25 protein-coding genes and 2 pseudogenes are annotated in these 25393 nt (G+C 69.6%); 15 read left to right on the forward strand and 12 right to left on the reverse strand.

Features of this window, described 5'->3' with window-relative positions; all coding sequences use genetic code 11:
• The first annotated feature begins 63 nt into the window (after nt 1–63).
• The gene (locus ACZ7HQ_RS27640; RefSeq protein ID WP_470995334.1) at nt 64–1620 is read left to right on the forward strand and encodes an FAD-dependent monooxygenase; all 1557 of its coding nucleotides are present in this window, start codon (nt 64–66) and stop codon (nt 1618–1620) included.
• Between the two features lie 11 nt (nt 1621–1631).
• Here ACZ7HQ_RS27640 and ACZ7HQ_RS27645 read toward each other — a convergent pair whose 3' ends face one another.
• From ACZ7HQ_RS27645 to ACZ7HQ_RS27660, 4 genes and pseudogenes are all read right to left on the reverse strand, one after another.
• The gene (locus ACZ7HQ_RS27645) at nt 1632–2765 is read right to left on the reverse strand and encodes a hypothetical protein (protein ID WP_470995181.1); all 1134 of its coding nucleotides are present in this window, start codon (nt 2763–2765) and stop codon (nt 1632–1634) included.
• A 210-nt stretch (nt 2766–2975) separates the two neighbouring features.
• Entirely contained in the window at nt 2976–3161 is a 186-nt protein-coding gene (locus ACZ7HQ_RS27650; RefSeq protein ID WP_470995184.1) for an O-methyltransferase, read from the reverse strand.
• Between the two features lie 65 nt (nt 3162–3226).
• Nucleotides 3227–3331, reverse strand: a pseudogene (locus ACZ7HQ_RS27655) (O-methyltransferase); the annotation flags it as partial.
• Nucleotides 3332–3455: 124 nt separating this feature from the next.
• Complete coding sequence (locus ACZ7HQ_RS27660) at nt 3456–3611, reverse strand: hypothetical protein (protein ID WP_470995186.1); 156 nt, start codon at nt 3609–3611, stop codon at nt 3456–3458.
• A 719-nt stretch (nt 3612–4330) separates the two neighbouring features.
• On the opposite strand from ACZ7HQ_RS27660, the gene ACZ7HQ_RS27665 reads away from it, so the two are divergent.
• Entirely contained in the window at nt 4331–4828 is a 498-nt protein-coding gene (locus tag ACZ7HQ_RS27665) for a hypothetical protein (protein WP_470995189.1), read from the forward strand.
• 1375 nt (nt 4829–6203) lie between these two features.
• Complete coding sequence (locus ACZ7HQ_RS27670) at nt 6204–6959, forward strand: class I SAM-dependent methyltransferase (RefSeq protein WP_470995337.1); 756 nt, start codon at nt 6204–6206, stop codon at nt 6957–6959.
• A gap of 205 nt (nt 6960–7164) precedes the next feature.
• Here the strand turns inward: ACZ7HQ_RS27670 and ACZ7HQ_RS27675 are convergent, their stop codons facing one another.
• Nucleotides 7165–8415, reverse strand: a complete 1251-nt coding sequence (locus ACZ7HQ_RS27675) for a hypothetical protein (protein WP_470995192.1) — start codon at nt 8413–8415, stop codon at nt 7165–7167.
• A gap of 247 nt (nt 8416–8662) precedes the next feature.
• On the opposite strand from ACZ7HQ_RS27675, the gene ACZ7HQ_RS27680 reads away from it, so the two are divergent.
• Nucleotides 8663–9250, forward strand: a complete 588-nt coding sequence (locus tag ACZ7HQ_RS27680; protein WP_470995194.1) for a hypothetical protein — start codon at nt 8663–8665, stop codon at nt 9248–9250.
• 107 nt (nt 9251–9357) lie between these two features.
• Nucleotides 9358–9684, forward strand: coding sequence for a hypothetical protein (locus ACZ7HQ_RS27685; protein ID WP_470995196.1), 327 nt, complete (start codon nt 9358–9360; stop codon nt 9682–9684).
• Nucleotides 9685–9827: 143 nt separating this feature from the next.
• Here ACZ7HQ_RS27685 and ACZ7HQ_RS27690 read toward each other — a convergent pair whose 3' ends face one another.
• Nucleotides 9828–10544, reverse strand: a complete 717-nt coding sequence (locus ACZ7HQ_RS27690; RefSeq protein ID WP_470995198.1) for a TetR/AcrR family transcriptional regulator C-terminal domain-containing protein — start codon at nt 10542–10544, stop codon at nt 9828–9830.
• A 100-nt stretch (nt 10545–10644) separates the two neighbouring features.
• Here ACZ7HQ_RS27690 and ACZ7HQ_RS27695 point away from each other — a divergent pair, with 100 nt between their 5' ends.
• A complete protein-coding gene (locus tag ACZ7HQ_RS27695; protein WP_470995200.1) occupies nt 10645–12330 on the forward strand; it encodes a CocE/NonD family hydrolase in 1686 nt (561 codons plus the stop codon).
• A 1509-nt stretch (nt 12331–13839) separates the two neighbouring features.
• On the opposite strand, the gene ACZ7HQ_RS27700 is transcribed toward ACZ7HQ_RS27695, so the two are convergent.
• A complete protein-coding gene (locus tag ACZ7HQ_RS27700; RefSeq protein ID WP_470995202.1) occupies nt 13840–14721 on the reverse strand; it encodes an NAD(P)-dependent oxidoreductase in 882 nt (293 codons plus the stop codon).
• A gap of 98 nt (nt 14722–14819) precedes the next feature.
• Here ACZ7HQ_RS27700 and ACZ7HQ_RS27705 point away from each other — a divergent pair, with 98 nt between their 5' ends.
• A complete protein-coding gene (locus tag ACZ7HQ_RS27705; RefSeq protein WP_470995205.1) occupies nt 14820–15182 on the forward strand; it encodes a winged helix-turn-helix transcriptional regulator in 363 nt (120 codons plus the stop codon).
• On the opposite strand, the gene ACZ7HQ_RS27710 is transcribed toward ACZ7HQ_RS27705, so the two are convergent.
• Entirely contained in the window at nt 15103–15606 is a 504-nt protein-coding gene (locus tag ACZ7HQ_RS27710) for an IS5 family transposase (RefSeq protein ID WP_470995207.1), read from the reverse strand. The genes ACZ7HQ_RS27705 and ACZ7HQ_RS27710 overlap by 80 nt on opposite strands.
• Before the next feature lie 162 nt (nt 15607–15768).
• On the opposite strand from ACZ7HQ_RS27710, the gene ACZ7HQ_RS27715 reads away from it, so the two are divergent.
• The 5 genes from ACZ7HQ_RS27715 to ACZ7HQ_RS27735 all read left to right on the forward strand — a co-directional run bounded on the left by ACZ7HQ_RS27715 (nt 15769) and on the right by ACZ7HQ_RS27735 (nt 18558).
• On the forward strand, nt 15769–16506 hold the full coding sequence (locus ACZ7HQ_RS27715) for a dienelactone hydrolase family protein (RefSeq protein WP_470995208.1): 738 nt from the start codon (nt 15769–15771) through the stop codon (nt 16504–16506).
• A gap of 263 nt (nt 16507–16769) precedes the next feature.
• The gene (locus ACZ7HQ_RS27720; RefSeq protein ID WP_470995211.1) at nt 16770–16931 is read left to right on the forward strand and encodes a hypothetical protein; all 162 of its coding nucleotides are present in this window, start codon (nt 16770–16772) and stop codon (nt 16929–16931) included.
• Nucleotides 16932–17000: 69 nt separating this feature from the next.
• Nucleotides 17001–17354: a hypothetical protein gene (locus tag ACZ7HQ_RS27725; protein WP_470995214.1), complete on the forward strand. Its 354-nt coding sequence runs from the start codon at nt 17001–17003 to the stop codon at nt 17352–17354.
• Nucleotides 17355–17407: 53 nt separating this feature from the next.
• The gene (locus ACZ7HQ_RS27730; protein ID WP_470995217.1) at nt 17408–18178 is read left to right on the forward strand and encodes an SDR family NAD(P)-dependent oxidoreductase; all 771 of its coding nucleotides are present in this window, start codon (nt 17408–17410) and stop codon (nt 18176–18178) included.
• Between the two features lie 29 nt (nt 18179–18207).
• On the forward strand, nt 18208–18558 hold the full coding sequence (locus ACZ7HQ_RS27735) for a MerR family transcriptional regulator (RefSeq protein ID WP_470995220.1): 351 nt from the start codon (nt 18208–18210) through the stop codon (nt 18556–18558).
• A gap of 526 nt (nt 18559–19084) precedes the next feature.
• Here the strand turns inward: ACZ7HQ_RS27735 and ACZ7HQ_RS27740 are convergent.
• Both ACZ7HQ_RS27740 and ACZ7HQ_RS27745 read right to left on the reverse strand, forming a co-directional pair.
• A pseudogene (locus tag ACZ7HQ_RS27740) lies at nt 19085–19244 on the reverse strand (winged helix-turn-helix domain-containing protein); the annotation flags it as partial.
• 96 nt (nt 19245–19340) lie between these two features.
• Nucleotides 19341–19706: an LppU/SCO3897 family protein gene (locus ACZ7HQ_RS27745; protein WP_470995223.1), complete on the reverse strand. Its 366-nt coding sequence runs from the start codon at nt 19704–19706 to the stop codon at nt 19341–19343.
• 240 nt (nt 19707–19946) lie between these two features.
• Here ACZ7HQ_RS27745 and ACZ7HQ_RS27750 point away from each other — a divergent pair, with 240 nt between their 5' ends.
• Together ACZ7HQ_RS27750 and ACZ7HQ_RS27755 are read left to right on the forward strand one after the other, a co-directional pair.
• On the forward strand, nt 19947–20657 hold the full coding sequence (locus ACZ7HQ_RS27750; protein ID WP_470995226.1) for a hypothetical protein: 711 nt from the start codon (nt 19947–19949) through the stop codon (nt 20655–20657).
• 173 nt (nt 20658–20830) lie between these two features.
• Nucleotides 20831–21634: an SMI1/KNR4 family protein gene (locus ACZ7HQ_RS27755; protein ID WP_470995229.1), complete on the forward strand. Its 804-nt coding sequence runs from the start codon at nt 20831–20833 to the stop codon at nt 21632–21634.
• A gap of 267 nt (nt 21635–21901) precedes the next feature.
• Here the strand turns inward: ACZ7HQ_RS27755 and ACZ7HQ_RS27760 are convergent, their stop codons facing one another.
• Nucleotides 21902–22993 carry an alpha/beta fold hydrolase gene (locus ACZ7HQ_RS27760; RefSeq protein WP_470995231.1) on the reverse strand — a complete coding sequence of 364 codons (1092 nt, stop codon included), beginning with the start codon at nt 22991–22993 and terminating at the stop codon, nt 21902–21904.
• A gap of 404 nt (nt 22994–23397) precedes the next feature.
• Here ACZ7HQ_RS27760 and ACZ7HQ_RS27765 point away from each other — a divergent pair, with 404 nt between their 5' ends.
• On the forward strand, nt 23398–23943 hold the full coding sequence (locus tag ACZ7HQ_RS27765) for a hypothetical protein (protein WP_470995233.1): 546 nt from the start codon (nt 23398–23400) through the stop codon (nt 23941–23943).
• A gap of 114 nt (nt 23944–24057) precedes the next feature.
• On the opposite strand, the gene ACZ7HQ_RS27770 is transcribed toward ACZ7HQ_RS27765, so the two are convergent.
• The gene (locus ACZ7HQ_RS27770; RefSeq protein WP_470995235.1) at nt 24058–24522 is read right to left on the reverse strand and encodes an ArsR/SmtB family transcription factor; all 465 of its coding nucleotides are present in this window, start codon (nt 24520–24522) and stop codon (nt 24058–24060) included.
• Nucleotides 24523–25393 lie beyond the last annotated feature (871 nt).

Consider the following 25393-nt stretch of genomic DNA (forward strand, 5'->3'; position numbering starts at 1 on the left):
AACTTGACACGAACACTGTTCGTACATAGAACACTGCTCGTGAAGCTGAATGCGAACCAGGATGTGGACGTGACCGTGGTCGGAGCCGGGCCCGTAGGCCTCGTGCTCGCCGCGGAGCTGGCGCTCTCCGGGGCGACCGTGCAGGTGCTCGAGCGACTGGCCGAGCCGAGTGCGGCGATGAAGGCGGGGTCGATCAACGTGCCGACGGCCGAGGCACTGGACCGCCGCGGTCTGCTGCCCGCCGCCGAAAAGGTGCAGCGACAGATCCTCGAGCGGGTGGGGTCCTTCGCCCGCGGGGCCGACGACCAACAGGCCGGTGACGGGCGGCAAGCGTCCGAGCCGCGGTTCACCGGGCACTTCGCGGGAATCGTCCTCGACGCCGACCTCGTTGACTGGTCCGATGCCGACCTCGCCGCGCACGCCTCGGTCGCCGGAGCGAGGATGGTGCCGCAGCGTGAGCTGGAGGAACTGCTGGCCGGCCATGTGGCGCGACTCGGCGTACCGGTGCGTCGCGGCGTGGAGGTCACCGCCCTCGAAGACACCGGCGACGGCGTGCTCGTCGGCACCACCGCCGGCACGCTGCGCACCGAGTGGCTGGTCGGCTGCGACGGCGGGCGCAGCACCGTCCGCCGCCTCGCGGGCATCGACTTCCCCGGCACCGACCCCGAACTCACCGGATACCTGGCGGTCGCCGGCATCGCCGACCCGGAGAAACTCACGAACGGATGGGCGTGGTCGTCCCGAGGGGCGTACCGCTACGGTCCGCAGCCCGGGCGGGTGGTCACCGTGGAGTTCGGCGGCGGCCCCGCCGACCGCACGGCGCCGGTGACCCTCGACGAGTTGCAGAGCAGTCTGCTGCGGGTCTCGGGCACCGACGTCACGCTCACCGCGCTGCGCGGCGCCGCGACCCGCTGGAGCGACAACGCCCGCCAGGCCGCGACCTACCGGTCGGGCCGGGTGTTTCTGGCCGGCGACGCCGCGCACGTGCACTCGCCGTTCGGCGGTCAGGGGCTCAATCTCGGGGTCGGCGACGCGATGAACCTCGGCTGGAAGCTCGCTGCCGTGCTCGCCGGGTGGGCACCGGAAGAGCTGCTCGACACCTACGACGCCGAGCGCCGGCCGCTCGGTGCCTGGGTGCTGGACTGGACGCGGGCCCAGATCGCCGTGCTGCGCGGGGACGCCAAGTCGGCCGCGCTGCGGGACGTCTTCGCCGATCTGCTGAGCACTCGGGCGGGCACGACCTACGCGGTCAAGCAGATCTCCGGTGTGACACAGCGCGTCGACCTGCCCGGCGACCATCCGCTGGTCGGGCGGTACGTCCCCGACCTGTGGCTGGGCGACGGCTCCCGTCTGGTCGACCACGGTCACGGCGGCGGGTTCCTGCTGCTCGACCGCACTCCGGACGGCGCGTTCGCCCGCCTCGCCACGGCCTGGGGCGGGCGGGTGAGCGGGGTGACCGATGAACAGGCGACACCGACCGGGGTGTTGGTGCGCCCGGACGGGGTGGTCGCCTGGGCCGCCGACACCACCGGCATCGCCGCCGTCACCGGCCTCGAAGCGGCCCTGCACCGGTGGGCCGGTGCGCCGTCGTCCTCACCCGAGCACGCGCCGGTGGGCTGAAGCCGTGCTGGTCAGTTTCCGGTGCGGAGGCGGGCTCGGGCCGGCCGCAGTGTGGCAAGGGCCGCGATCCCGGCCGCGGTACCGAAGGTGAGGGCGGCCGGAACGCCGTTGCCGAGTGACGAGAACAGGTACACGGGGCCCCATACGGTGGCGGTGTCGTCGATCGCCATGTGCAGTGCTTGGCCGGCCAGGAGCCCCAGTACGGTGGCGCAGACCGCGCCTGCCGCCATGGCCGGGACCGTGGCGCGGGTGAGCAGACCGGGCAGCAGCCGCAGTGCCCACCACACGACCGCCAGCGTGACGACGTCGGCGGTCCGGTACAGCAGCCAGTGGCCCACTGGTGTGCCCGCCGGCCCCGACCAGCCGCCGAGCAGCAGCCACTGGCGTAGCAGGTCGCCCGGTTCGGACAGCAGTCCTGTGCCGCTGAACGAGGTCTGGATCCGGGCCGCCACCGGTGTGTAGGAGAGGACCACCAGTGACACCGCGACCACGGCGGTCCCGGCGCTCGCGGCCAGGCGGGCGGCGCGCGGCGGGACACTGTGCCGGGGCAGTGGCTGCGCACCCTTGGCGGTCAGGTGTGCCACCAGCACGGTGGGCAGAGCGGTCGCAAGCGACACGAACACCACGAGGGGCCCGCTCGAGGCGATCACGCCGGCCAGCTGCGGCAGGATCCGGTAGCTGCCGCGCTCCCGGGATGCGATCAGCCACGGCGCGGAGAGGGTCACGGCCAGTGTGGCGGCGACCGGGCCCCAGGCCCACAGCGCGAGCACCGTGGCGGGGGTGCGGCCCTGTCGTGGCGGAATCCTGCGGATGAGGAGCAGAGCGCCGGCCAGGAAGAAGACGAAGAGCGCCACGAATCTGATCTGCATGGCGGTGTGGTGCAGATGCGCGTACGGCGTGCCCGCGGTCAGGGCCGTCTGCTCACCCGTGCCCGCGTTCGCCGGCCCGTCGGAGAGCAGCGCGGTCGGGGGATCGTACGACCAGGGTGTGAGCCATCGTCGCAGTTCGCTGACGGACTGAACGTCGAACACGCTGGGGGTGCCGCGCAGTTGGAGTGCGTGTGTGCTCGCTCCCGCCCACCACAGCAACAGCGTGATCAGCACGCCCCCCACCAGTGCCGGTATCACCGCGCGCCGGTATGTCATGTGTCTTCCCCCGCCTTGGTCCTTGATCGCCTTGGCTCTTGCTCCGTGGATTCTCGATCAGCCGAAGAGTAGAGGGCTGGTGATCGCTGGGGCCTGAGTACGCGTACTCAGGCCCCCTCAACTGCTCGGAGCGACTGTCGTGGGCCACGTACCGGCCCAGGCGGGCCGGCCCAGGAACCACCGGGACCGACGGCACCCGGTCGCAGCGCCTCAGCGGCGCCGGGCGACGGTCACTCCGTCACGCACCGGCAGCATCACCGAGTCCACCCGCTCGTCGGCCGTGATCAGGTCGTTCAGGTGCCGCATCACCGAGTGACGCTCCTCCTGGTAGGCGGGGTCCAGCACACGGCCGCCGAGGAGGACGTTGTCCAGACCCACCGGCCCGCCGGGTCGCAACCGGCCACGATCTCCTCGTAGTGCGCCGGGCGGCTCTCCTTGTCGGCGTCGATGAACGCGATGTCGATGACCGGCTCCGCGTCGAGCGCACGCAGCGTCTCCAGAGCAGGGGTGATGCGCAGGCCGATCCGGTCGGCGACGCCCGCACGCTCCCGGTACGGCTTGCCTATCGTCGGATCGGCGGGTGGTGTGCTACCAGATCAGACACGCCTCATGCCGCGCGCCCCCACACCGCCGGGCCCGGCGGCCGTTGAGGGACGGGTCTGTGACGTGCGCGGCAGTGGCGAGGTGGGCCTACCCGGAGTGCTTGCCGTCGTACAGCGTGGCGTCGGCGGCCGCCTGCAACAGGCTCAGGTCGCGGGAGCCGACCGCGGCCGGTGTTACGGCACCGACCGAGGCGGCAACGGCGACGGAACGGCCGTCGTCCAGAACAACCGGGGTGCGCAGCATCCGGACCCTTCGAGCGTCGGCGGTGCTGATCGGAGGGCAGCGATCTCCTGCGCGATGCCGGGGAAGTGGCGGCGGAAGCCGGTGTTGCTCATGCCGGACTTGCCGGCCAGGGCCAGGACGCTCGGCTGAGTGCCGTTGTCACCCGCTCGCTGGCGGAGTTCGTCCAGTGCTGCCAGGACCCGGGGTTCATGGGGTGCGTCAACGCGGCGGGTCATGCGGTCTCCTGCTGGTGCTGAGACTGAGGAACGCGGTGATCTCGGCCCGTCGTGACGCGAGGCGGTGCCGCATGAGGGGCGGCAGCGGCGGCCGCGCGGCCAGGCGTCGGTCGATGCGGTCGAGTTCTGACTGCCAGGCTTCGGTGTTGCTGGTCAGAGCGTCGTTGCGGCGTGCGAGGGGTTGGCATTGGCTCTGTGAGTCCGCTCGCGCTTTTCCGGACCACCGAGGCGCCTGTGGGCAGCTGCCAGGGCGAGGGCCTCCGCCGCGGTGTCGGGCAGGGTCTCGCACGCCGGGGTTCTCCAGATGGGCAGTGCCCGGGTTGATGCCCCTGTGAGGGGTCGGCCTTACCGCCGCGCGCTGACCTGGCGGAAGGACGGATCTAGGACGGACGCAGGATCCGCACCGGTAGCTTCACACACATCGCGAGCGCCCGTCAGCGGGACGGCGCCGCACAGCTTCCGGTTGCCAGGACCATGGCTCCGGGGCCGACCTCAGGGGGGAACATGCCAGACTGGAGCGGAGGCCTCGCCAAGGCCGTCGTCACCGGGCTCATCGCTGTCAGCGGGCTGACCACCGGTGCAGGCAGCGCCCATGCCGCCGGTGCGTATGCGTGCCGCTCCGGGGACCCGAACCACCCCGGGCGATACGTGTCCGTGGTCGGCCGCTACGACCTGGTCGACCTCGACTCCTGCTACAACGTCCTGTCAGACGGCCGCACGATCGAAGCCAAGATCCCCTTCCAACAAGCCACCGGCGGCGGACTGACGTACTGCGCGCATGCACTCAACGTGAACAACATCTCCGGCCCTTGGGCCCACGACTTCGGCTGCACCTCCTCCTCCGAGCTGGGCGGATGGGTGTGGGCGGGTGAGGACCCCCCGTACGGTCCGTCATGGTCGGACTGGACCGCGCCAGCCGGCACGTACGTGATCTCCACGGGGGTCTGGTACCAAGGCCACTACTACGGTGACGTCCAGAGCCCGAGGACCACCATCGGGTAGCCGGAAGCGACTGGCAGCCGGTCAAGTGCTCCACAACGACATCACGCTGCTGTCCTTGCCCTACGAAGAGGGCGCCAGGAGCCGGGATCAGCCCCGGCGGAAGGCGCCCTCTCGCTGTGGCCGCAGGAGGCGCCCGATCGTGCGGCCGCAACCCCGCATGGGGGCGGTCGTCGAGGATCACGTGGCCGCCTTCCGCGAGCGTCCGTGGAGCCAGGCGAACGGCCTCCGGCCCCACGACACGTCCGCTCACGACTGGCCGGAATGAGCGCTGTGCGCAAGGGACCGTGCACGCCTGCCAGCAGCAGTGCGCTTTTCCGGCCTGGCCCGGCGGGTCGAGCTCGGTGTGGCAGTGCGGCCAATGGCCGGTACGCACCAGCCGTCCGTCTCGGGGGCCGCGGCAGAGACTGGTGCGGCATGAGCGGCAGGTTGAGGGAGCTGCCCCGCCGTGTTGGGTGTAGCGGTCGTCCGGATACGTCTTCTTCGTGATCGCGACCGTGGCCCCCAGCCACAGCACGAAGTCCCTGACTTCCGCTGAGGTCGCGTGGTTCCACCGGACATCGACGACCTGCAACCACCGCCACCAGCGCAGCAGGTCATAGGCGTAGCTGCGAACGCCGCCGGTCCGGTTATCCCGGGCGATGAAGTCGATCAAGAATCTGCGGACCGGCTGCACGACTCTCCCCTCCTCATCGAAGACCAGCCAGAGCACGACACCTTCGTCCGCGGCCACCCGTCCCACCGCGGTGGCTGGATGGTCCGGACATTACGGGATCGCTCCTCCAACTCCGTTGCGCTCCTTCGTCGTTCGGATGCGCAAGGTCTGCCGACTTGGCCAGGCGAGGGATGCGCTTCCTCCCGGCGTGTCCTCCGGTAGTCCGGTCAACAGCCCGGTGCCGGCCTCCTGTTCTCTCGCCCATTGCGAGCTGTTGCTGCTCCAGCGGACCGCGTAGCCGCGGTTCAAGCGGCTGATCAACACGCAGGGGCAGCACTAGGCCCTGGCTCCGAGGGGGAGCAGGGCTGTCGGTCAGTGCGGGCTCTCGTGTGAGGTGAATACTTCCATCAGTTCCCGGACGGGCGCGTCTGCCGTAGCCGGCCTGTTCGAGGTCGGTGACGGTGCTCAGCGCCGTGCGTTCGGTGATGCGGCAGACCGCGGCGATGTCGCGGAGCCGGGTGGCAGGGTCGCGTGCCATGGCGACCAGTACGCGGGCGTGGTTGGTGAGGAAGAGCCACCGCCCAGCCTGCTCGCTCACGGCTCCGTCCCTTCACCTCTGCAAACACCGTCAGAGCATCCTTGCGAAAACCATTGGTGCCCGGCTTGCTCCGCTGATGGACTGACGTCCTACGGTGAGTCTGCCGCGTGACGGAGGTAGTGGTTGTGACAGGCTATGACGTGCTTGCCGAGGTGTACGAATGGCTCATCTCGGATGCAAAGTTGCCTCCAGCCGAGTTCGCTGCGTCGTTCGACGACGTCCTCAATCTCCTGCCGTCGAACGCTCACGTCCTCGACTGTTCGTGCGGAACCGGACAGTTGGCGGTTGGCCTCGCCGGTCGTGGCATGCAGGTTGTCGCAACTGACGCCAGCGAGGCGATGGTTCGTCGGACCGGAGAGTTGTCTGAGGAGTTCGGGGCATCCGTCCGGGCCGTACGGGCGAACTGGGACGAGTTGCCCGACCATTTCCAGGACAACACGTTCGACATGGTGTTCTGCGTTGGCAACTCGCTTCACCATGCCGTGGGCGCGACAGGCAGGGGTGCTGCTCTGGAGTCGATGTCACGGCTTCTGCGCCCCGGCGGGCGCTTGGTACTCACATCCCGCACTTGGGAACTCGTGAGGGCCAGAGGTTCCCGGCTGGAGATCAGTGACCGACTCGTCCGCCGGCACGGTCGCGATGCCGTCGTGGTCTACCGCTGGGAGATTGCGCCGCATTGGGAGGAGGAGCACCACATCGAAATCGCGATCGCGCAAGTTGATGCGACCGGCTTGGTTCTTGTCCGCTCGGAACTGCTGTCCTGCTGGCCCTACCGGTACGAGGAACTCGAAGTCGAGCTGCACCGGGTCGGACTCCAAACGGAACTGAGCACGTTCGATCTTGAGGCCGAGAACTACATGGTGGTCGCGAGCAAGGTATAAACACCGGACTCTCAGTCCCTGGCCGGACCGCGCGGTTGCTCGGCGGATCACCGTCCGTCGTACTCGCCGACAACCCTGGCGGGGACGTCACCGGTCACCAGTCCCTTTGACGTCCTAGGCATGCCGCGACCGCCTCGCGCATCAGGGGATGCTGGCAGGGAGACTCCGGAGGGGCTGCGCTGGGTGCTGTTGTCGGTGCGCCGGTTCAGCTCGGTGCGGAGTTCGTGGATGACCTGGGCATAGACGGCGACGGCGGTGGCGACGACCTCGGTGACGACCCACGGATCGGCCCGGATCTCGCCCTCGGGCATCTTGTCGTCGGCATCGTCGCGGACACCTTTCCAGTGCCTGCCGCGCAGGAGGACCAGGCCGTGGGCGTGGTCTCGTCCGACGCAGCCGCGTTCCAGACTGAGGACTTCCCCTGCCCGCATCCCGACAGGTAGCTGATCACGGTGAAGCAGGCCGTGCTCAGGTGCCGGGCCAGGAAACCGGCCTCGGTGTAGTCGATGGCCCCGGCGTGCCAGGGCCGGCCGTCCAGCCGCCCGGTGACCGGCGCGTCCAGCGGCGCGCCGTCGATGACGGGCAGTGCCATCTCGGCGAAGACGGTGCGGTTGCTGGGGGCGTTCAGCGCGCCGCGGGCCGTGTCGAGCACCTCGCCCAGATGCGAGAGGCTGACCCGGAGCGTGCCGTCGTTGTCCCGGAGGCCGGGAAGCGGACGACCCTGCTCGCGGTAGTCGCTCAGCAGGACGCGCAGCTCGTCGGTCAGCGCGCCCTCCGGGCGCCGCGGTGGGGGAATGGCCCGGCCCATGCGGCTGCGGCCGCTGCGCTCGCTGAGCACGAGGTATTCGTCGAAGGCGGCGGTGATGTCCTCGGCGAAGGTCTCGATGAACCGCAGGGCCCGGACCAGCAGCGCCGACATCGTCTCGGGATGGATGCGGGGTGTCCGGTTCTCTTCGCGGATGGCGCGCCGCTGCTGGAGGATGTCCTGGATGCGCTCGCCGCGCCAGGGCGGTGTTTGCGGCAGCCGGTCGGCCTCGGGCAGCAGGTCCCGGTAGGACCACACCCGGTTCACGATCGAGAGCCGGTCTTTGCGCTGGGCGTGGCTGGTCTCGGTTGCTTTGACGTGCGCGGCGCAATCATCGAGGTCGGCCAGGGAGACCTCGCCGAAGCAGGTCCGGCCGCGGCCGTGGAGCCCATCGGTGAACGGCCGGAGGTTGCGGAAGGTGGAGGTGATGGTGGTGACCGCCAGTGTGCGCGGGCGGAAGTAGAAGGTGGAGACGCCGGCGCTGGTGTGGTTGAGCAGCAGCCATGTGAGCGTCTTGACCGTGTGCAGGATCGCGGCGAGCTCGGGGCGTCGACGTCGTCGGCGTTCAGGGCGTCCTGAACTTGCTGGAGGGCGAGCTGGGCGATGCCGAGCGAGGCAGGCCCCGGTCCAGGCGGGGTCCGTTGACTGCACTCACTCCGGTGGTCCGCTCGCTCTGGGGACCGTCGGCTCACAGGACAGTGATCAGGAGGCGGAGACCAGCAGCGCGGGCTGGCGCAGAGAAGCGGGGATGTGCTGACCATCGTGCCACTGCGCCAACCAGCGACAGGAGCTGACGAGTTTGGCTGCGGAATCTGCATGTGGCGGGGAACATGCCGTACGACGCGGGCAAGCAGAGCCGGGGCAAGGGGGAAAAGTGAGCGCTGGGGCCAGGATGCCGTTGCACGTCGACATCAAGTTCGTGTGGAGGCATCCGGACGGAGAGTTCAGGGACTGGCGGCCGCCGACCGGAAACGGCGAGCGTGTCATGGTCGCCGAAGTTGCCTTCCGGAATGGACATGGTGAGCTGGCGGGCCAACTAGCGAGCCATGCCAGCCAAGAAGGCTTGCAAGCAAGTGTCGACCGCTTCCTCTACGCCGCGCCTGGCGCCGACTACTCGACCCTCATCGGGGCGACGGTCACGATCCTTGGGGCTGCTGGGGGCATTGGTGGGGTTGCGGCTGTTCTCAAGACGTTCTTTGAGCGCAACAACGGCAAGAAGGTCACCTTCGGTCAAGACGGTGAAGTCCTGGGCGTCGAAGGACTGAGCGCTGACGAGATCGTCCGTCTCCTTGAAACGCTCCGTGACCAGCGCGTGAATGAGGAGAACGCAGGAAGCGGCGCGCAGGAGCAGGGGGTTTCGAGGACGGTGCCGGAGCAGACCATCAGCCCGGCGCCGGTAGTTCCCGCCGCCGTCGAGCTGGAGCCGGTTCCCGAACCGAATCGATCTCGGCTTCATCGCCTTCTCGCTCGTCTTCGAAGCCGGTGAGTGAACCCGGGGCGGTCCGCCCCTGGGCATCGATGTCGGGTGCCGCAGACCTACGGCCCGGCTTGCGCCTCCGCGGGAGCCCGGCACTCCTGAGCTGGGGGGAGACAGTGGAGCCGGACTGGCAGACGAGAACGTTCTCCAATGGGCCACAGCGGAAGGATCTCCGGGCCGAAGCGGTCGTGCAGGTACCGACTTTCGATGTCGCCGGCGCCCCGAGCCTCGACCGCTGCCGGCCGTCGTGCGCGAACATCGCACGCACCGACCGCCACGCCGACGAACTCGCGCAGCACGTACAGACGTTGGAGAAGCAGGCCGCCTCGGAGGCCATGCCCGCACCGCTCGCCGACCGGTTCACCCGATTTGCCGACCATCTACGTGGTCCGGCAGACCGCCACAACAACGATCGCGTCCACTCCCAGGAGCCGACCCCATGAGCCCCGTCGCAAGCCCGACCGCATCCGTGCCGCGATGGACCGCATCCTGCGCGGCACACCCGAACGCTCCAACGGCGCCCTGACGATCGTCGCCCTCGCCGTCGAAGCCGGTGTCCTGGGACGGCAGGCACAGCTGCGTGGCATCAGTCAGTATCGAGGCCATCGATCAGACGGTTGAGGAACCGGGTGAAGGTGGCGTCGGGAGTGAGGGGACGGCCGGGGGCCGAAAGGGCTTCGGCGAGTTCCGGGTGGCAGCCGTCGGCGGCGACAGCGGCGAGGTAGCGGCCCTCGGCTGCGGCCCGGTCCGGTGATCGTGAAGCTGCGGCCTGCGCGATCTCATGGGCGACGTGTCCGGCCACGAATGCGGTGATCTGGGCGAAGACCTCTAGCTTCGCCGCACCGTCCAGCCCGGTGGGCCGCAGGACGGCGAGCACGTGTTCCAGGAAGGCCAGCGTGTTGGGGCCCGGAATGCGACGGGTAGACAAGGCGACGGGCAGCCAAGGGTGGCGCAGCATGTGGGCGCGCTGCAGCCGGGCCACGGTCTTCAGATCGGCACGCCAGTCGCCGCTGGGTGGGTCCGTGGCGGTGAGTTCGCCGCTGACGTGGTCGACCATCAGTTCCAGCAGCGTCTCCTTGTCAGGGGCGTAGCTGTAGAGCGACATGACGCCCGCTCCCACCTCGGCGGCCACCCGCCGCATGGTGACCGCGTCGAGTCCTTCCGCGTCCGCCAGAGCGACGGCTGCCGCGGTGATCGTCTCCCGGCTGAAGGAGGGTCTGCGGCCCCTGCGGGGCTCGGCGGGACGCAGCCAGAGCTGTTCGGGATCGACGCTCCCGGCACCGGACTTTCCGTCACTGGACACGGCCTCGCACTCCTTCCCCTGGTTGTTGAGGCGGCTCTTGCCAAGGTCATCCAAGCATCCTCTATTCTCGTACGTCGTACGAGAATAGAGGAGGGGAACGATGCCATCACGCACGCCCGACGCCGTAGCCAGACCCGCCTGGGTGCCACCCGCCGGAAAACCGCCGCTGTCCTCCCGCATGATGAGGGCGACCTGGCGAGGTCTGCCGGCGAAACGGCACGAGGCCGGATGGGAGCCGGGACTGTTGGTGCCGGCCGCCGACGGCAGCCCGTTGATCACTGACCACTACTTCCCGCGCGCCCAGGGCGACTTTCCCACCCTCCTGGTCCGCTCGCCCTATGGCCGAGGCCTGCCGTGGTCGCCCCAGTACGGCCTGCTCTTCGCCGAACAGGGCTTCCACGTGATCCTGCAGAGCTGCCGCGGCACCGGAGGTTCGGGCGGCATGTTCGATCTGTGGCGCAACGAGGCCGCCGACGGCCAGGCCACGGTGTCCTGGCTGCGCGAGCAACCCTGGTTCAACGGAACACTGGGGACCGTCGGCCCCAGTTACCTGGGCTACGTGCAATGGGCCCTCGCTTTGGACCCGCCGCCAGAACTGAAGGCAATGGTGGTGCAAGTAGGGCTGCACGATCCCTACGCCCTGTTCCACGCAGACGGTGCGCTTCGCCTGGAGAACGCCCTCGCCGTGGGCGTGGGCATGAACTACCAGCACCAGGGCATGGCACCGTTCCTCAAAGCGACGCTGCGCCTGCAGCGCCGCCTGCGCGACGTCACCACCGCCCAGCCCCTGCGTGGGGCGTACGTGTCAGCCTTCGGCAGCGAACTGCCTTGGCTGGACGACGTGATGGCACACCCGGATGCCAAGGACGCCTACTGGCACGGCGCATCGTTGGCGGAGTCGGCGGAGCGGCTCCGCGTGCCCACGGCTCTGATCACCGGATGGCACGACGCACTGGTCGACCAGAGCTTCGAGCAGTACGACCGGCTGCGCCAGGCCGGATGTGAGACCGCCCTGCTCGTCGGTCCCTGGACCCATACTTCCGCCCTGCAGCAAGGATGGCCCGAGGTATTCGCCGAGAGCCTCGCGTGGCTGCGCGCCCACCTGGACGCCGATCCCTCCGGCCTGCGTCCCACCGCGGTGCGTGTGCACATCGGCGGCGAAAACGCCTGGCGGGACCTCGAGGACTGGCCGCCAGCCGCAGCTGCCACCTCGTGGTACCCCGTCCCTGGCGGACATCTCACCCAGCAGGCCCCCGCAGACTCCGCACCCGTGACGGCGTTCCGCTACGACCCGGCCGATCCCACCCCCTCCCTCGGCGGCCCACTGCTCTCCCGCACCGCCGGTCCCCGGAACAACGCCACCCTGGAGGCACGAGACGACGTCCTGACTTTCACCGGCCCACCACTGACCGAGCCCATGGACATCCTGGGACCGGTCTCCGCACGGCTGAGCATCTCCACGGACACCGGACACGCCGATGTCTTCACCCGCCTGTGCGACGTGGACCCACAAGGCCGCTCCGTCAACATCTGTGACGGGTTCAGCCGACTCCGGACGGCCGGACAGGCGCCCTCGCAGGTCACCGTGCCGATGAGCTCCACCGCCCACCGCTTCCCCGTCGGCCATCGCATTCGCTGGCAGATCAGCGGAGGCGCTCACCCACGCTACGCCCGCAATCCCGGCACCGGTGAGTCGCCGGTAGACGCCACCACCTTCACACCGGTGCGCATCACCCTCCACACGGACTCGGCATTGGTACTGCCCAGCAGCTCTGGGCTCACGTGATTCGTCAGTCCTCCGGGGAACGGCCGACGAGCCGGGTCGTCCGGCCCGGCTCACTCCTCCACGCCCTCTTCGCCGTCCAGGCCAACCAAGTCAGGGTTTCGCAGCAGCCACCCGGCGGCCGCGACTGCGCGGCACTCGGGTGATCTCGCGGCGGCGCTTCTTGCGGTGGCGCGGGCGGGGAATGAGCACGAGCAGTTCCTCCAGCCGTCGATGGACAGCGCTACGCCCCGCTGACGTCGTGCTGGTGTCGGCGGGGCGCAGTGGGTGGTGCGCGTGCAGCCAGGCGATCTGTCAGGTCCTCGCCGGACCCGCAGGGCGGGGGGCGAGGGCCAGGCAGGGCGTCAGGTCTCAGCGAATGCTGCGGGTGCGGAACAGCCTTGTGGCACTGCCGCAGCTGGTCCAGGCACGTGGAGTACGCGTGCCGCAGAGCGCTGCGGTCACAGTGCACCGTGGTGCACCTGCGCGCGGCGCCGCAGGTGCACGTCCAGGCATAGGGCTAGGGAAGGGAGTCCTCACGGGTGGCGGTGACCTTGACGGGGCGGCCGTCGTGGAGTCCGTGGTAGGCGCCGACCCAGACCTCGCTCTGCTGCAGCTTCATGGGGTTCCGTTCGGGTCCGGTTATGCGCCCCGGTCGGGCGCGCCATCAGGCGGGCGGTGCTGGAACGGGCGGAGCGGCTGAAGGTCAGCGCTTGAGCGGGTGGATGTGTCGGCTTCGTCGCCAAAGTGGTCACTCGACGGGGTGGGGGAGGGGGTGGCGTGGAGGTGGCGGGCGGGGTTGAACTGGGACTGGAACCGCGGCGGGTGGTTGTGAACGATGGGCCGCAGGGTCAGGCCGCGAAGGTCGAAGATGCTGGCCGGCGCCCACATGAGGGCGGCCAACCCGGTGGCGGCAGCGCGGCCTCCGGCCGGGGAGGCGGACCAGACCATGGCGAGGCTGCCGATGCCGAACAGCATCCAGGCGTTGCGGGCGCCGGCGCTGCCGAGGAAACCGCCGATGACTCCGAGCAGTCCGGCTGGCTGCCAAACGCGTACAGGGCGGCGGGGGCGACGGCAAGGTGGGCGGCCTGGCCGGCGAGGAACACCCGGATGGGGTGGTCGACCGTGCCCCACAGTCCGCTGCCGTCACCGGCGTTGGAGGCCGAGACGGCGGACAGGCCCTTGAGGGTGGCGCCGGCGATGTCACCGGCGGTGTCCATCATCATGACGATGAGGCTGACCCCGGCGATCAGTGCGGCCGCCTTGATCCAGTTGGCGATCTCGTGCCAGATGGCGTGCCGGGCCCGGAAGACCTCTTCCCACCGCCAAGCCGATGGGTTCGCGGATTCTCGGGGTGGATCGCGGGGAACCGGAGGGGGACGTGGCGCCCGCTGGCGGAGTAGCCGACGGGTTGGGGCGTGACCGAGGTACGCGCCAAGGGGGCGACTAGGGCGTGTTGTGAAAGTGCTGGTCAACAGCGTCTCGTTGAGGACTGTGACCAGCACGGTCGCTTCTGTGACAGCAAGTGGCCGGTCAGTACACCAGCAGGTCGATCACACCCGTCAGATCCTCCTCGCCGCTGCCTTCGGCCAGGCGGCGGCGCAGCAGCTCGAAGTAGGGGCTGAGCAGTTGCGGGCTGACACCCTGCTCCTCGGCGGTTCTCAGGAAGGTCGGTGTGCCGGCTACCTGCATGGCGAGGTTGGAGACGACGCCCTTGGTGTAGTCGCCGCTCCGCAGATGGTCGGCGGTCTGGTGAACTGCCGGGGCCATCGCGACGAGCCAGTCGGCCAGCAGCGGGGCGAGCGCTGCTGGGTCGATGTCCTCCTTGCGGATCAGGGCGAAGGCGTGCGCGGCCCCGGCGAACATCCCGTACATGGCGCTGAGCAGGGCCACGTCGTGCAGGGCCGCGAAGCCCGCGTCCTCGCCGACGTAGGTGGTGCCGACTGGGACGACCAGGGTCTCCTGGTGTCGCTCGAACAGCTCCCGCGAGCCGCTGTAGAAGACGTAGCCGCCGGCTTCGGGGACGCCGATCATCGGAGGAACAGCCATGATTCCGCCGTCCAGGTAGCGGGCGCCGCGTTCGCGGGCCCACTCGGCGCGGGCGCGGGCCTGGGCAGGGGTGCTGGTGGTCAGGTTGACCACGTCCTTGTCGGCCAGGTCGGTGTCGACCAGCACCTCGTCGACCGAGGTGTCGTCCAAGAGACAAACGACGATCAGGGTGTTCGCTGCGACCGCCTCAGCGACGTTGTCCGCGACCCGTGCACCCTCGGCGGCGAGTGCCGCGGCGCGGGCTGGGGTGCGGTTCCAGACGGTGAGTGGGTGGCCGGCGGCAAGCCAGGTGCGGGCCAGCGCGGTGCCCATCGCGCCGAGGCCCAGCAGCGTGACGGGAGTTTTCTCAACAGTGTTGCGTGTCATGCCGATTAGGCTGGTCGCAGGGCCGGAGGTGATCAAGTACGCACTTGGTTGTGGGTGGTTACCCCGGGGTGAGCGAGCACGTCAGAAGGGTGGGGGGCATGACGACGCTGAACCGGCCGGGCGCACCAGACGGACACGTCTGCGGGATCGATGCCGCGATGGAGGTGATCGGCGGCAAGTGGAAGGTGCTGATCCTCTGGGCGCTCCACGAGCACCCCTACCGTCGCTTCGGCGAGCTGCGTCGACTGCTTCCCGGGATCACCGAGAAGGTGCTGGCCTCTCACCTACGTGAGCTGGAAGCGGACGGCGTCGTGCACCGCGTCTCCTACGACGAGGTGCCGCCCCGCGTCGAGTACTCACTGACCGCGGACGGGGTGCGCCTCAACGTCGCACTCCAGCCGCTGGCCGCCTGGGGACGCGAGCGGCCGACCACTCGAGGGCTAGAGGAGAAGAGAGGCTAGGTTCTGTTGTGAACGTGCTGGTCACAGCCACTCGTTGATGGCCGCAGCGAGGTGAATCTTCGTGGTCAGCCCGCCGCGGAACCGCGCGGGCGCCCGCGGCGTGCCGATGGGCACGGTAGACGGTGGAGTCCACGCTGACATCCCAGATGATCAGGTCCCTCGCGCCGGTCTCGGTCTGGAGCTGTTCCAGGATCCACTTCCATGTCCCGTTGCGCTGCCACCGCCGGAACAGGTCGTAGACCCGATCCCACGGACCGTATCGCTCGGGCACGTCCCGCCAGGGCGTTCCGGCGCGGGCACGCCACCGAATGCCGTCGATCAGCTGCCGCCCGGTCCACATCGGCGGCCGCCCCGGCTTTTTCCCGCGCGGCAGCAGCGGCTCCAGCCGTGACCACTGCGCATCCGTCAGATCTCCACGCACCACAGCACATGATCACCACAAGCAAGATCCACTTTTGGGACAGACCCTGGATGATCTTGAAGCCCTGATGGCTCGGCCCCCGCATTTCAGAGGGACACGCGCGCTGTTCTGCCAGCGGCAGAACAGCGGCCGGGCCGGGCTCGACGATCACTACAGTCCAGTCTCATGACGACGATTACGACGCGTACGGTCGAGTACCCGGCCGACGGTTTGACGATGATCGGGCACCTCGCGCTCCCGGCCGGTGTCGACCGCCGTCCCGCGGTGCTGCTCGGACCAGAGGGCACGGGGCTCAGCGACGTCGAGCGCCGCCGGGCCGATGCCCTCGCCGAGCTGGGATACGTAGCGCTGGCCTTCGACCTTCACGGCGGGCGCTATTTGGGTGACCCGGAGGAGATGCTTGCCCGTTGCATGCCACTGCTCGCTGATCCCGACCGGATGCGGGGCATCGGCCATGCGGCGCTCGACGTGTTGCGCACCGAACCGCGGACCGACCCCGACCGGATCGCCGCCGTCGGTTACGGCACCGGGGGCGCCATCGGGCTGGAACTCGGGCGTGCTGGCGTCAGCCTGCGCGCGATCGGGACAGTCAACGCACTGACCACGGGCCGACCGGGCGAGGCGGCGCGCATTCGCTGCCCGGTGTGGGCCGGGGTCGGGTCGGAAGACCCGATCATGCCGCCCGCGCAACGGGACGCATTCACAGCCGAGATGCAGGCCGCGGGCGTCGACTGGCGCCTCACGGTCTACGGCGGCGCCTTGCACGCCTTCCACCACCCGCCGGTCGACCACACCGTGCGCCCCGGCGTCGGCTACCACCCACAGCACGCGCAGCGAGCCTGGCGCGACGTCGTCGACCTGCTCGCCGAGTGCCTGCCCGTGACGGAGGGCCTGGGGGCATGACCCAGGTAAGCATGCTGCAAGCTCTTGGATCTCTTCACCACCCGGCACATCCAACGCCGTCTCCGCACCCTGGCCGGCCGTGACCGCTCACCAACAGCCAGACCCAGCAGGCCCGCAACAAGCTCTACCTGGCAATCAACTTCCTCGACCACCTCGCCCAGCGCGGACGCGCCCTGGCCGACTGCACCCAGGACGATGGCGACACCTGGTACGCAGGCGGCAACACCGCCCGGCGCCTCACCCACTCCTTCCTCCGCTGGGCCATGCAGTCCAAGCACGTGCCGATGGTCACCATCCCGCACCGCTCGACGGCGAATCCCGCGCCGGCCACCCAGCGCCAACGGCTCGCGCTACTGCGACAGCTCGCGAACCGCGACGACATCCCCCTCCAGGACCGAGTGGCCGCCGTCCTTGTCCACCTCTAAGCTCAGCCGCTTACCCGGATCACCAGGCTCAGCAGCGACGACGTCCAGCACGGGGACGGCAATGTCCTCGTGCGGCTCGGCGACCCACCGTCGCCCGTTCCCGCCCTGTTCGACGGAATGCTGCTCAACTACCTGGGGCAGCGACCCAACACCAAGACCGCGACCAACCCCAATGCCCGATGGCTCTTCCCCGGCCGCCGGGCCGGACAACCCATGACCCCGGAAGCCATGGCACCTCGCCTCCGCCAACTGGGCTCCCCGACCCGGCCAGGACGCACAGCGGCGATCCGCCAACTCGTCCTCCAGGCCCCAGCTCCGGTGATCGCCCGAATGCTCGGCCACAACGACGACCACACCACCCGTCTCGCCGAAGAGGCCGGAGGAACCTGGCGTCACAATGCCCCCGGTGACCACACCCGCTGATCACAAGCCCACCAGGCGCCGCTTGACCTTACCGCTGGCGGCAAGGTTGAACGATGACCGGCATGGACAGCAGCACCGCACCCCAGATCAGCAGGATCGTCGCCGTCACCGGGGCCGGCACCGGGATCGGCCGGGCCACAGCCCGCGCTTTCGCCGCCGAGGGCGCCCACGTCCTCGCCGTCGGCCGACGGGCCGAACCACTCAACGAGACCGCCGCCGGGCACGACCGAATCACCCCGCTGGCGGTCGACATCACCGCCGCCGGTGGCCCCGAGCTGATCGTCCAGACCGCGTTGGAGATGCACGGCCGGTTGGACGTGCTGGTCAACAATGCCGGCATCGTGCACAGCGGTGCCCTCGGCGCGCTCACGCCGGAGATGATCGCTCCGCAGATCGCCACCAACCTGATCGCACCTATCCTGCTGGCCCAGGCCGCGCTGCTGTCCCTGGAGGCATCCGGCGGAGTGATCATCAACGTGAGTACATCGGTCGGGCAGCGGGCCTGGCCGGGCAGCTCTGTCTACGCGGCGACCAAGACCGCGCTGGAGACGCTGACCCGCAGTTGGGCGGTCGAGCTGGCACCTCGCGGGATCCGAGTGGCGGCGGTCGCGCCAGGCGCGATCGACACCCCCATCGGCGAGCACCAGGGGCTGACGCCTGAACGAATGGCCGCAGTCCGGGAGTGGCAGCTGGCACACACCCCGTTGGGCCGGATCGGCCAACCGGAGGAGGTGGCCTGGGCGATTACCCGGCTTGCCGCACCGGCCGCGTCGTTTGTCACCGGGGTCGTACTCCCGGTCGACGGCGGGGCGGTCGTGGCGTGATAGGAATTGCACCCCAGAGGGGGGAGCGGGTGCAGATCGGTGAGCTGGCCAAGGCGACTGGGGCGACCGCCCGTGCGCTGCGGCATTACGAGCAGGCGGGGTTGATCTCCTCGGAGCGTGCCCTCAATGGTTACCGCCTCTATGACGAGCGGGCGGTGGTGCGGGTCCACAACATCCGCTACCTCTTGGCCGCCGGGCTGACCCTGGACGACGTGCAGGTCTTCCTACCGTGTCTGGACGGAGACATGACCACGGCGCCACCGTCTGACAAGGGCATCCAGGTCGCAGTGGAGCGACTGGCAGTCCTCAACGAACGCATCGCCGCCCAGACCGCAGTCCGGGACCGCCTCCAGGCCGCACTGACGCCAGTCAACCAGTGACCGGATCCGGCCAGTGGCCTGACCGCTCGCCTCACTACAGAGAATCCGGAAGAGCCGGCGCCTCCCTACCCCGGCGGCCACACAGTGACCCCAGACCCTCACTCGTTGAGGAATAAGCGACTACCAATTACCCGTGGTCGCCAGTGCTGTACCCCGGGTCCGGGACTGCCGATCAGGCTTGGGTGGGCTCTGGCCCGAATCGGTGGGGGTGGGCTGCTCTGACGTACTTCAGTGCGGTCGTGTCGGAGATCCGGAAGACGCGCATCAGGCGCACGGGGTCGGCAGTTTCGTGTGCCTCATCGAGCAGCCGGAGGGCCGTTGGGGGCGACCGCGGTGACCTGCGTGACGATCAGGTGCGAATTGGTCTGCGGGGCCAGCGCTCAGCCCGTGCGCGAAGCCAGTCGCTCAGGAGCTTCATGGTCAGTTCGTCGAGATGGGCGACGTGATCACCGATGCGGCGGCGGACGACCAAACGCCCTGCCGGACAGTCGAGGCCGGTCAGGAGCTGATGGCGGATGTCGCCATCGCGGTCGGTGCCTTTTACCTGCGGCCACACCTCGGCCTTCCACCCCTCGATCGCGTCCGTGCCGGCGCAGCAGCTTCCACTCGCCCTGGATGGTGCAGCCGACGCGGAACGTCCGCCCGATCAGCAGCTTGACCCGCTTCAGCGTCCAGCCCTGGAACTCATGCGCGTACAGCATGACGACGTCGTACCGCAACGATCAAGAACCGTCACTGCCGGACGGACCTGCGCATGCCCAAGGCGCGCGGCACTGCTCCGCTCAGTGCGTGTTCTTCTTGAAGCACACGACGTAACTCGTCGAGCCGACCTGGGTCAGGGAGCCCGTGGCTCCCTTCACGTCCCAGCAGGACATGTCGGTGACGGCGTCCTTGAACCGCTTCAGCACTTTGTAGTCGGCGTGGGCGTCACCGCAGTCGTGCTTCTTGATGTGGGGGTCCTTCTCGGTGCCGGTGTTCTCGAAGCAGTCACCTGCCTGCACGCTGTCGGCGTCATCCGAGCCGCTGCTGAAACCGTTGACCGCGATGGACGCGGCGACGGCCGCGATGAACAGTCCGAGGATGATCCTGTTGCGGATGACTTTGCGGCGGTCCGGCTGGGGCGCGCCGAGCGGCGGCAGGGTGGTCAAGGAGTTCCCCCTCAAACATGGTGGTGCTCTGTGCTGAGCGCCGAAGACTAACCGAAGTCGAGCGGCGGCACCCAACTCGCCTGCCGAACCAGGGCATTCCCGGCGGCCCGCATCAGGAGCCGGCACGCGGCGATCGAAGCCGCTCCAGACGAGGTGCCTCTGCGCGAAGCACCAGGAGCCGCCGCGCGCCTCCAGACGAGCTGGCGGTCCGAGCCCTAACGCCGCAGCTAGAGTGAGCGGGTGGTCGAACGTGATGTGACGAAGGTGCGTGCGGTGCTGCCCGCCCACGCGGTGGACGTCGGGTCCGACCCGCTGGACCGGCCGGCGCGGAACTCAGTGGGCGGCTGGCCCTTCCTCGACGACGCCCAGGAATGGCCCGAGTGTTTCTGCGGCGAGCGGTTGGCTCTGTTCTTCCAGCTCGACATACCCCAGGACGTGGAGGTTTTCGGTGGAGACCACCTTCTGGTCTTCCATTGCCGTGCGCACAACGACGCATCCGAGGCCGAGTTGGTGAACGGCCGGCTCGTACCCCGGTACTGGGACGCTCCGCAGCCGCCGTACCCGCGCCCGTTCTGGCGTGTGCTGCTCCAGCGCCACGCGGCGCTGCCGGCGACGCAGCCCGAACCGTCTCTCCGCGCCCTGCCGTTGACGCTACGCCCCTTCACGGACACCCCCGACTCGCAAGGGTTCGGATCCCAGACCTTCAAGGTGGGCGGTACGCCGTCCTGGGCACAGGACCCCGAGAGCTACAGGTGCGCGTGCGGCGCCGACCTGGTGTACCTCTGCCAGGTGCCGGAGGGCATGCGTTTCTCCGTCCACCCCGGCCAGCCGGAGCAGCCCTACTGCATCAGCGCCGACACGTACTGGCTGTTCCTTGGCAACGAGGTCTACCTGCTGGCGTGCCCGGCCCACTGCGACCCGGCGGCGGTGTGGCCGGTGAACCAGAACTGACCCCTCCGCATTGCGCCTTCACCCGTATGCCGCTCTCGCGGACGCCGTCCTGGTCCACTGCGGGGAGTGGATCGCCGACCTGGTGCAAGACGAACCGGACTTGACTCCCGAGCGGCCGTCACCCGTCCACGGGAACACATCCGTTGTCAGTGGTGTGCGCTTCACTGTCCGTCATGGAGCTCACGCAAGCGACCGTCAACGACCTGCTGGCTCAACTCGGCCCGGCGGACGGCCATACATACCTGCCCGGCGACTTGGACCCGCAGAACCTGACCGACCTGCTCGCCAGCAGGTACGGCGTCCCGCGCACCCTCGTCCTGGACGGCTTCACCGATCCGACGGTCGACGAGTCCAGGGGCGCGGCTCTCCTCGTCCCCTTCGCGGACCGGGCTGTGAAGATGCGGGCATGGGCGGACGCGGACCAGTGGGTCGGCACGGGCACGGCGCGAGACGCCGAAGGGGTCGAGCGGCCGGTCCTGGTGGTCGCTCGCAGGCAGGTGCCAGAACCTTTGGCGGTTGCTCCGGACGAGGACGAGGACGTCGACTGGATGGAGCGCCTCATACGGATCACCGCCTGGACGCAGCCCGCCCAGCGGCCGGACGTGAACTGGGCGGAGGTGGAGTCGCGTCTGGGCACCGCGCTGCCGAACGACTACAAGCGCATGGTCGAGACGTTCGGCGAGGGCGCTTTCGATGGAGACCTGGACCTGATCCAGGAGCCGTGGACGGATCTCAGGGAGGACGGGCTGCTCATCTGGGCGGGCACGGAGCACGAGGACCTGTACTGCTGGAGGGCCGAGGGCGACGACGCCGACCGCTGGCCGGTCGTGGTCCGGTCCTTCGACGGCGAGGACGTTCCCTTCGACTGTCAGGCCGCAGAGTTCGTCTGCCGCATCCTCGTCGACCAGGACCACCGGTTCTCGCTGGCCCGCTATTTCGACACCCACTGGTTCATGAGCTACGGCGAGAGCGAGTGACCGACCCGCGCCCCGGAAGGCGCAACGCGGCGGGCACCCGGCCGACCGTAGAGGGCGGCAGGCGGGAGACCGGTGGCGTCGGTGATCAGGTCGTGTGTGCCGCCCGTCCTGCCTCGGTCGACAGGCTGAGCCACCCGCCTCGAAAACAGGTGTACGTGCGGGCATTGGTCATCAGCTCGCTCACCGTCAGCCGAGCTGGTCCAGGGGTTTGTTCCGGCTTCTGGCGGATGCCCGGTCCGGAGCTCCCACAGGGGCGTCCGGCTGGAGTCACCGCGATGCCGCGATCGATGCCGTCGTGAGTCTGTCCACGGCCGTCGCGACCGCCTCGGGGCTGGAGATCATCGTCAGGTGCCGGGCGCCCGGGATGAGCGTCGCGGGTGGTGCGCCGATGCGCCGGGCGGTTTCCTGCGGAGTCCGCCGGCTGAACACGTCGTCCTCGGCCCCGAACACCACCGACTTGGGCAGGCGTACCCCGGCGAGCCGCGCCACCTGGTCGGCGGGCAGACCTGGCACCCCGGCGGCCAGCATGCTCCAGAGCGCGTCCTCCGCGCCCGGCACCCGCAGTGGGCGCCGCCACTGATCCAGGCCGGCGGCGTCCAGGTGCGGACAGGCAGGCCCGCACTGTGCGTCGTACACGCTGCGGATCACGGCGTCGATGCCGAGCCCGAGCCGGAGCAGGCTGGTGCGGTACGGGTCGATCAGGACGTACCTGAAGGCCGGCGGCGGCCCGGCACCGGTGTCGAGGGCGTCGCCGTCGAGGAGCATCACACCCCCCAGCCGGTCAGGAGCCCGCAATGCGGCCTCGGTGACCACGGCGGCTCCGCTGGAGTGTCCCACCAGCAGCGGGCGCTCGCCCCGACCGCCGAGGTGCATGGCGTCCAGGAAGCCCAGGAGCTGCCTGGTGAAATGGTCGACGGTGTACGGGCCGTGGCGCTCGCTGTATCCGTCGCCCGTCAGGTCGAGCGCGTACACCCGGTGGTGCTGGGCGAGCAGCGGGGCAAGGCGCGACCAGGTGTCCACGGATTCGAAGGCACCGTGCACCAGGACGACCGGTGGGCCCGCCGTGCCCCAGGTCTGGTACCGCGTGCGGATGTCGGCGGCCTGCACGTACCTGAGCCCCCGTGGCGGCGCGGCACGCCCGGCCGTGACGCCGTTGTAGACGAACGAGGCCGCCGTGACGACCAGTAGTACGACCGCACAGCCCAGCGCGGCGCGCCGCAGCCACCGTCGCAGCCGGGAGCGGCGCGGCCGGTACGCGTGCTCGGCAGGGAGCGACGGGGGAGCGGGCGCCGGTTGGGCGACCTCATCTCCGTCGTCGTCCCCGGGTTCGGCTCCAGGTCGGTGAAGATCAGCTCTCACAGCCCACAGCATTGCCCATGGCACACCGGCGGTCATCCTGCGGGGGGAGCGATCGCGACTACTCCGCAGGGTGTAGGGAGTGCTGGTCGTACGGGACGCGATGGTCGGCGGGGCAACGCACGGGCGGTGGCGGTCGGACTGGCGTCTGTGCCGGCCACCAGGGCGCTCGCCGATGCGGACGGGGACGTGCAGGTGGTGGGAGCGGCCGGGGGCGGCGTCCGGTGGGGCGCTGTCGGCACAGCGACGGTGACGAGGCTTCTGCGTTCCCTCGTACCTGGCCCCCGAGTGCACGCCGCCGGGGACACAGTCGGGGTTGTCGTCGAGGCCCCCTTGCTGGTGACACGGTGTGTCTCGGCTCGGAGTGTGGGCGGGCCATGACGCCTTCGTGGAGCGAAGCTGAGGGCGTGACTATCAAAAGCGAACATCCGGCGAGTGCGGAACAGATCCATGCGGCATTGGTGGCTCTAGGGGTTGAACCGGTGGCTGAGCCGCAGGTGCAGCCACCGGGACCACCGGAAGAGGATCGTCTGCGCCTGCTGGGCCATCTTCTGGCCAAGGCGGAGTTGGAGATCACCGCCGCCACCCGCCTGACCGACGAAGGGGAGATCGAGGACGTCCTCACCACGCTCCTCGGCTGGGCGGACCAGCTGGGTCCTGACCCCGGCCTTGCGGTCAACGTCCTGACGAACAGACTGCAGCGCACCGCCATGCAGGTCTCGGAATCCGATGAGGAAGAACCGCCCCCGGGACGGGAGGCGTCCTTCGCCGCGGCGATGACGGCCCTGTACACCCTCAGCGCCCAGCTGCACGCCGACCGAGGTGATGTGGAGGGCACCCGGCGGGCCCTGGGCGGGGCGGAGGAAGCCCTCATCGACATCATGCAGGGCATGCATGACCTGCGCGTTGCCATCGGCGACGCGCCCGGGCAGGAGGAGGTTCAAGAGGAGTGAGCGGGGCTATGGCAGCCCCAGGCCGTGCCAGGCCGTGCGCCTCGACGATCAGGTGCCGCCTGCTGCCGGCCCTGCCCCGGTCCGCAGGGGACGGCCCGGTGGCCGACCAGCCCTTCATCGCGCGGATGTGGCCGGAATCCACCGTGGATGATCTATGTGTTTCCTGCCGCTGGTGGGCGTGGGCGCGCCGGCCACGGGCCCTCTGGACTGCTTCGAGGAGCTGCTGCGGGCTCTGGTACGGCGGCGCGGGTGTCCCGCGTCGTGTCCGCGCTCAGCGGGCGCCGGGCTGCCGACCCTGCGACCGGTACGGTGCGAGACGGGCAGGCCGGCCGCGCGCAACGCGGTGAGCTTGTGGGAGACGGTCGGTATCGGCATGCCCGTGCGCGCGGCGATCTCCGTGGTGGAGGCCGGGGTGGCCAGCTCGGTCAGCAGCATGGCTCGGGAGCGTCCCAGGACGCCCGCCACCGCCTCGGGCACCGGGGTGCCGCCGCGCTCCCACAGGGCTCCGATGCCCCCCGCCGGATAGACCAGACCGGGCTGACCGGGTGGGGTGCTCTGGGAGAAGACTCCGGGCCACACCAAGACAGAGGGGGCCAGGACCAGTCCCTGCCCGCGGTCGAGGGCTCGGCTGGCGTCGTGTCCGGGATGGGCGACCCGCAGTACGCCGTCGTCCCAGCCGACCGCCGGACGCAGATCGGCGAACAGGGCTTCGGTGCGGCCGCGGGCGATCAGCCGGGCGCGGCGCAGGATCTCCGGCCAGGTGACGCACCATCCGTGGCCGGTGCGGCGCCAGCGCTGTGTCCCGATGGGCCCTCATCCCGTCCGCGAGCCGGGCCGGACCGCGTGCCGGTGCCTCGTACGCTCCGCTACCTACGGGGCCGGCTCGGACCGCTCCGGGACCGGTGTGAGGAAGTCCGGCACGATGCGGCCGGGACAGGCACCAGCGCGGACAGCAGAGGGAGCCGGACCCGGGCCGGGGCGAGCCGGTCGCGGGTGTCGCGAGCCCAGGCCAGGTGCAGGGCGTGCCCGCCGGGATCCTTCAGCGACTCGACGCTCGGGCCGGGCATCCGGTGTCCGGCCCGGCCCGTCGTCCGGCAGCCTCCGCCAGCACCAGCAGGAACCCGGCCGGCGTACGGCCGTACTGTGCTCATGGCAGGCCGCAGGTGATCTTGGTCGTCACCCCGTCCGCCAGGAGCTTCTTCGCTGCGCACTGCTTGGGCGCCTCACCTTGGAGGCGGTCCCGTGCATGAGCTGTCTCCCCTGGTCGGCAGGCTCAGCAGGGGAAGGTACCGCTGTAGAGGGCGTGACCGTAGGAAGAGCTTCCGGAACCGAAGCCGTAGATGCCGTCGTCGCTCCAGACCGCCTCGCGGGAGCCGTTGACGCAGGTCGACGCCGGCGCGATCGCGAAGCCCTCCAGGTTGTCCGTCGGCATGACGGCCGGGTTCGTGTA

Source organism: Streptomyces sp. NPDC037290, assembly GCF_055603245.1.

What these genes read in the sequence shown, in the direction of transcription:
- ACZ7HQ_RS27720 (WP_470995211.1), top strand. Translation starts at nt 16,770, where the DNA reads ATGCAGTCCAAGCACGTGCCGATGGTCACCATCCCGCACCGCTCGACG.
- ACZ7HQ_RS27715 (WP_470995208.1), top strand. Translation starts at nt 15,769, where the DNA reads ATGACGACGATTACGACGCGTACGGTCGAGTACCCGGCCGACGGTTTG.
- ACZ7HQ_RS27695 (WP_470995200.1), top strand. Translation starts at nt 10,645, where the DNA reads ATGCCATCACGCACGCCCGACGCCGTAGCCAGACCCGCCTGGGTGCCA.
- ACZ7HQ_RS27645 (WP_470995181.1), bottom strand. Translation starts at nt 2,765, where the DNA reads ATGACATACCGGCGCGCGGTGATACCGGCACTGGTGGGGGGCGTGCTG.
- ACZ7HQ_RS27665 (WP_470995189.1), top strand. Translation starts at nt 4,331, where the DNA reads ATGCCAGACTGGAGCGGAGGCCTCGCCAAGGCCGTCGTCACCGGGCTC.
- ACZ7HQ_RS27705 (WP_470995205.1), top strand. Translation starts at nt 14,820, where the DNA reads ATGACGACGCTGAACCGGCCGGGCGCACCAGACGGACACGTCTGCGGG.
- ACZ7HQ_RS27755 (WP_470995229.1), top strand. Translation starts at nt 20,831, where the DNA reads ATGGAGCTCACGCAAGCGACCGTCAACGACCTGCTGGCTCAACTCGGC.
- ACZ7HQ_RS27660 (WP_470995186.1), bottom strand. Translation starts at nt 3,611, where the DNA reads ATGCTGCGCACCCCGGTTGTTCTGGACGACGGCCGTTCCGTCGCCGTT.
- ACZ7HQ_RS27730 (WP_470995217.1), top strand. Translation starts at nt 17,408, where the DNA reads ATGACCGGCATGGACAGCAGCACCGCACCCCAGATCAGCAGGATCGTC.
- ACZ7HQ_RS27700 (WP_470995202.1), bottom strand. Translation starts at nt 14,721, where the DNA reads ATGACACGCAACACTGTTGAGAAAACTCCCGTCACGCTGCTGGGCCTC.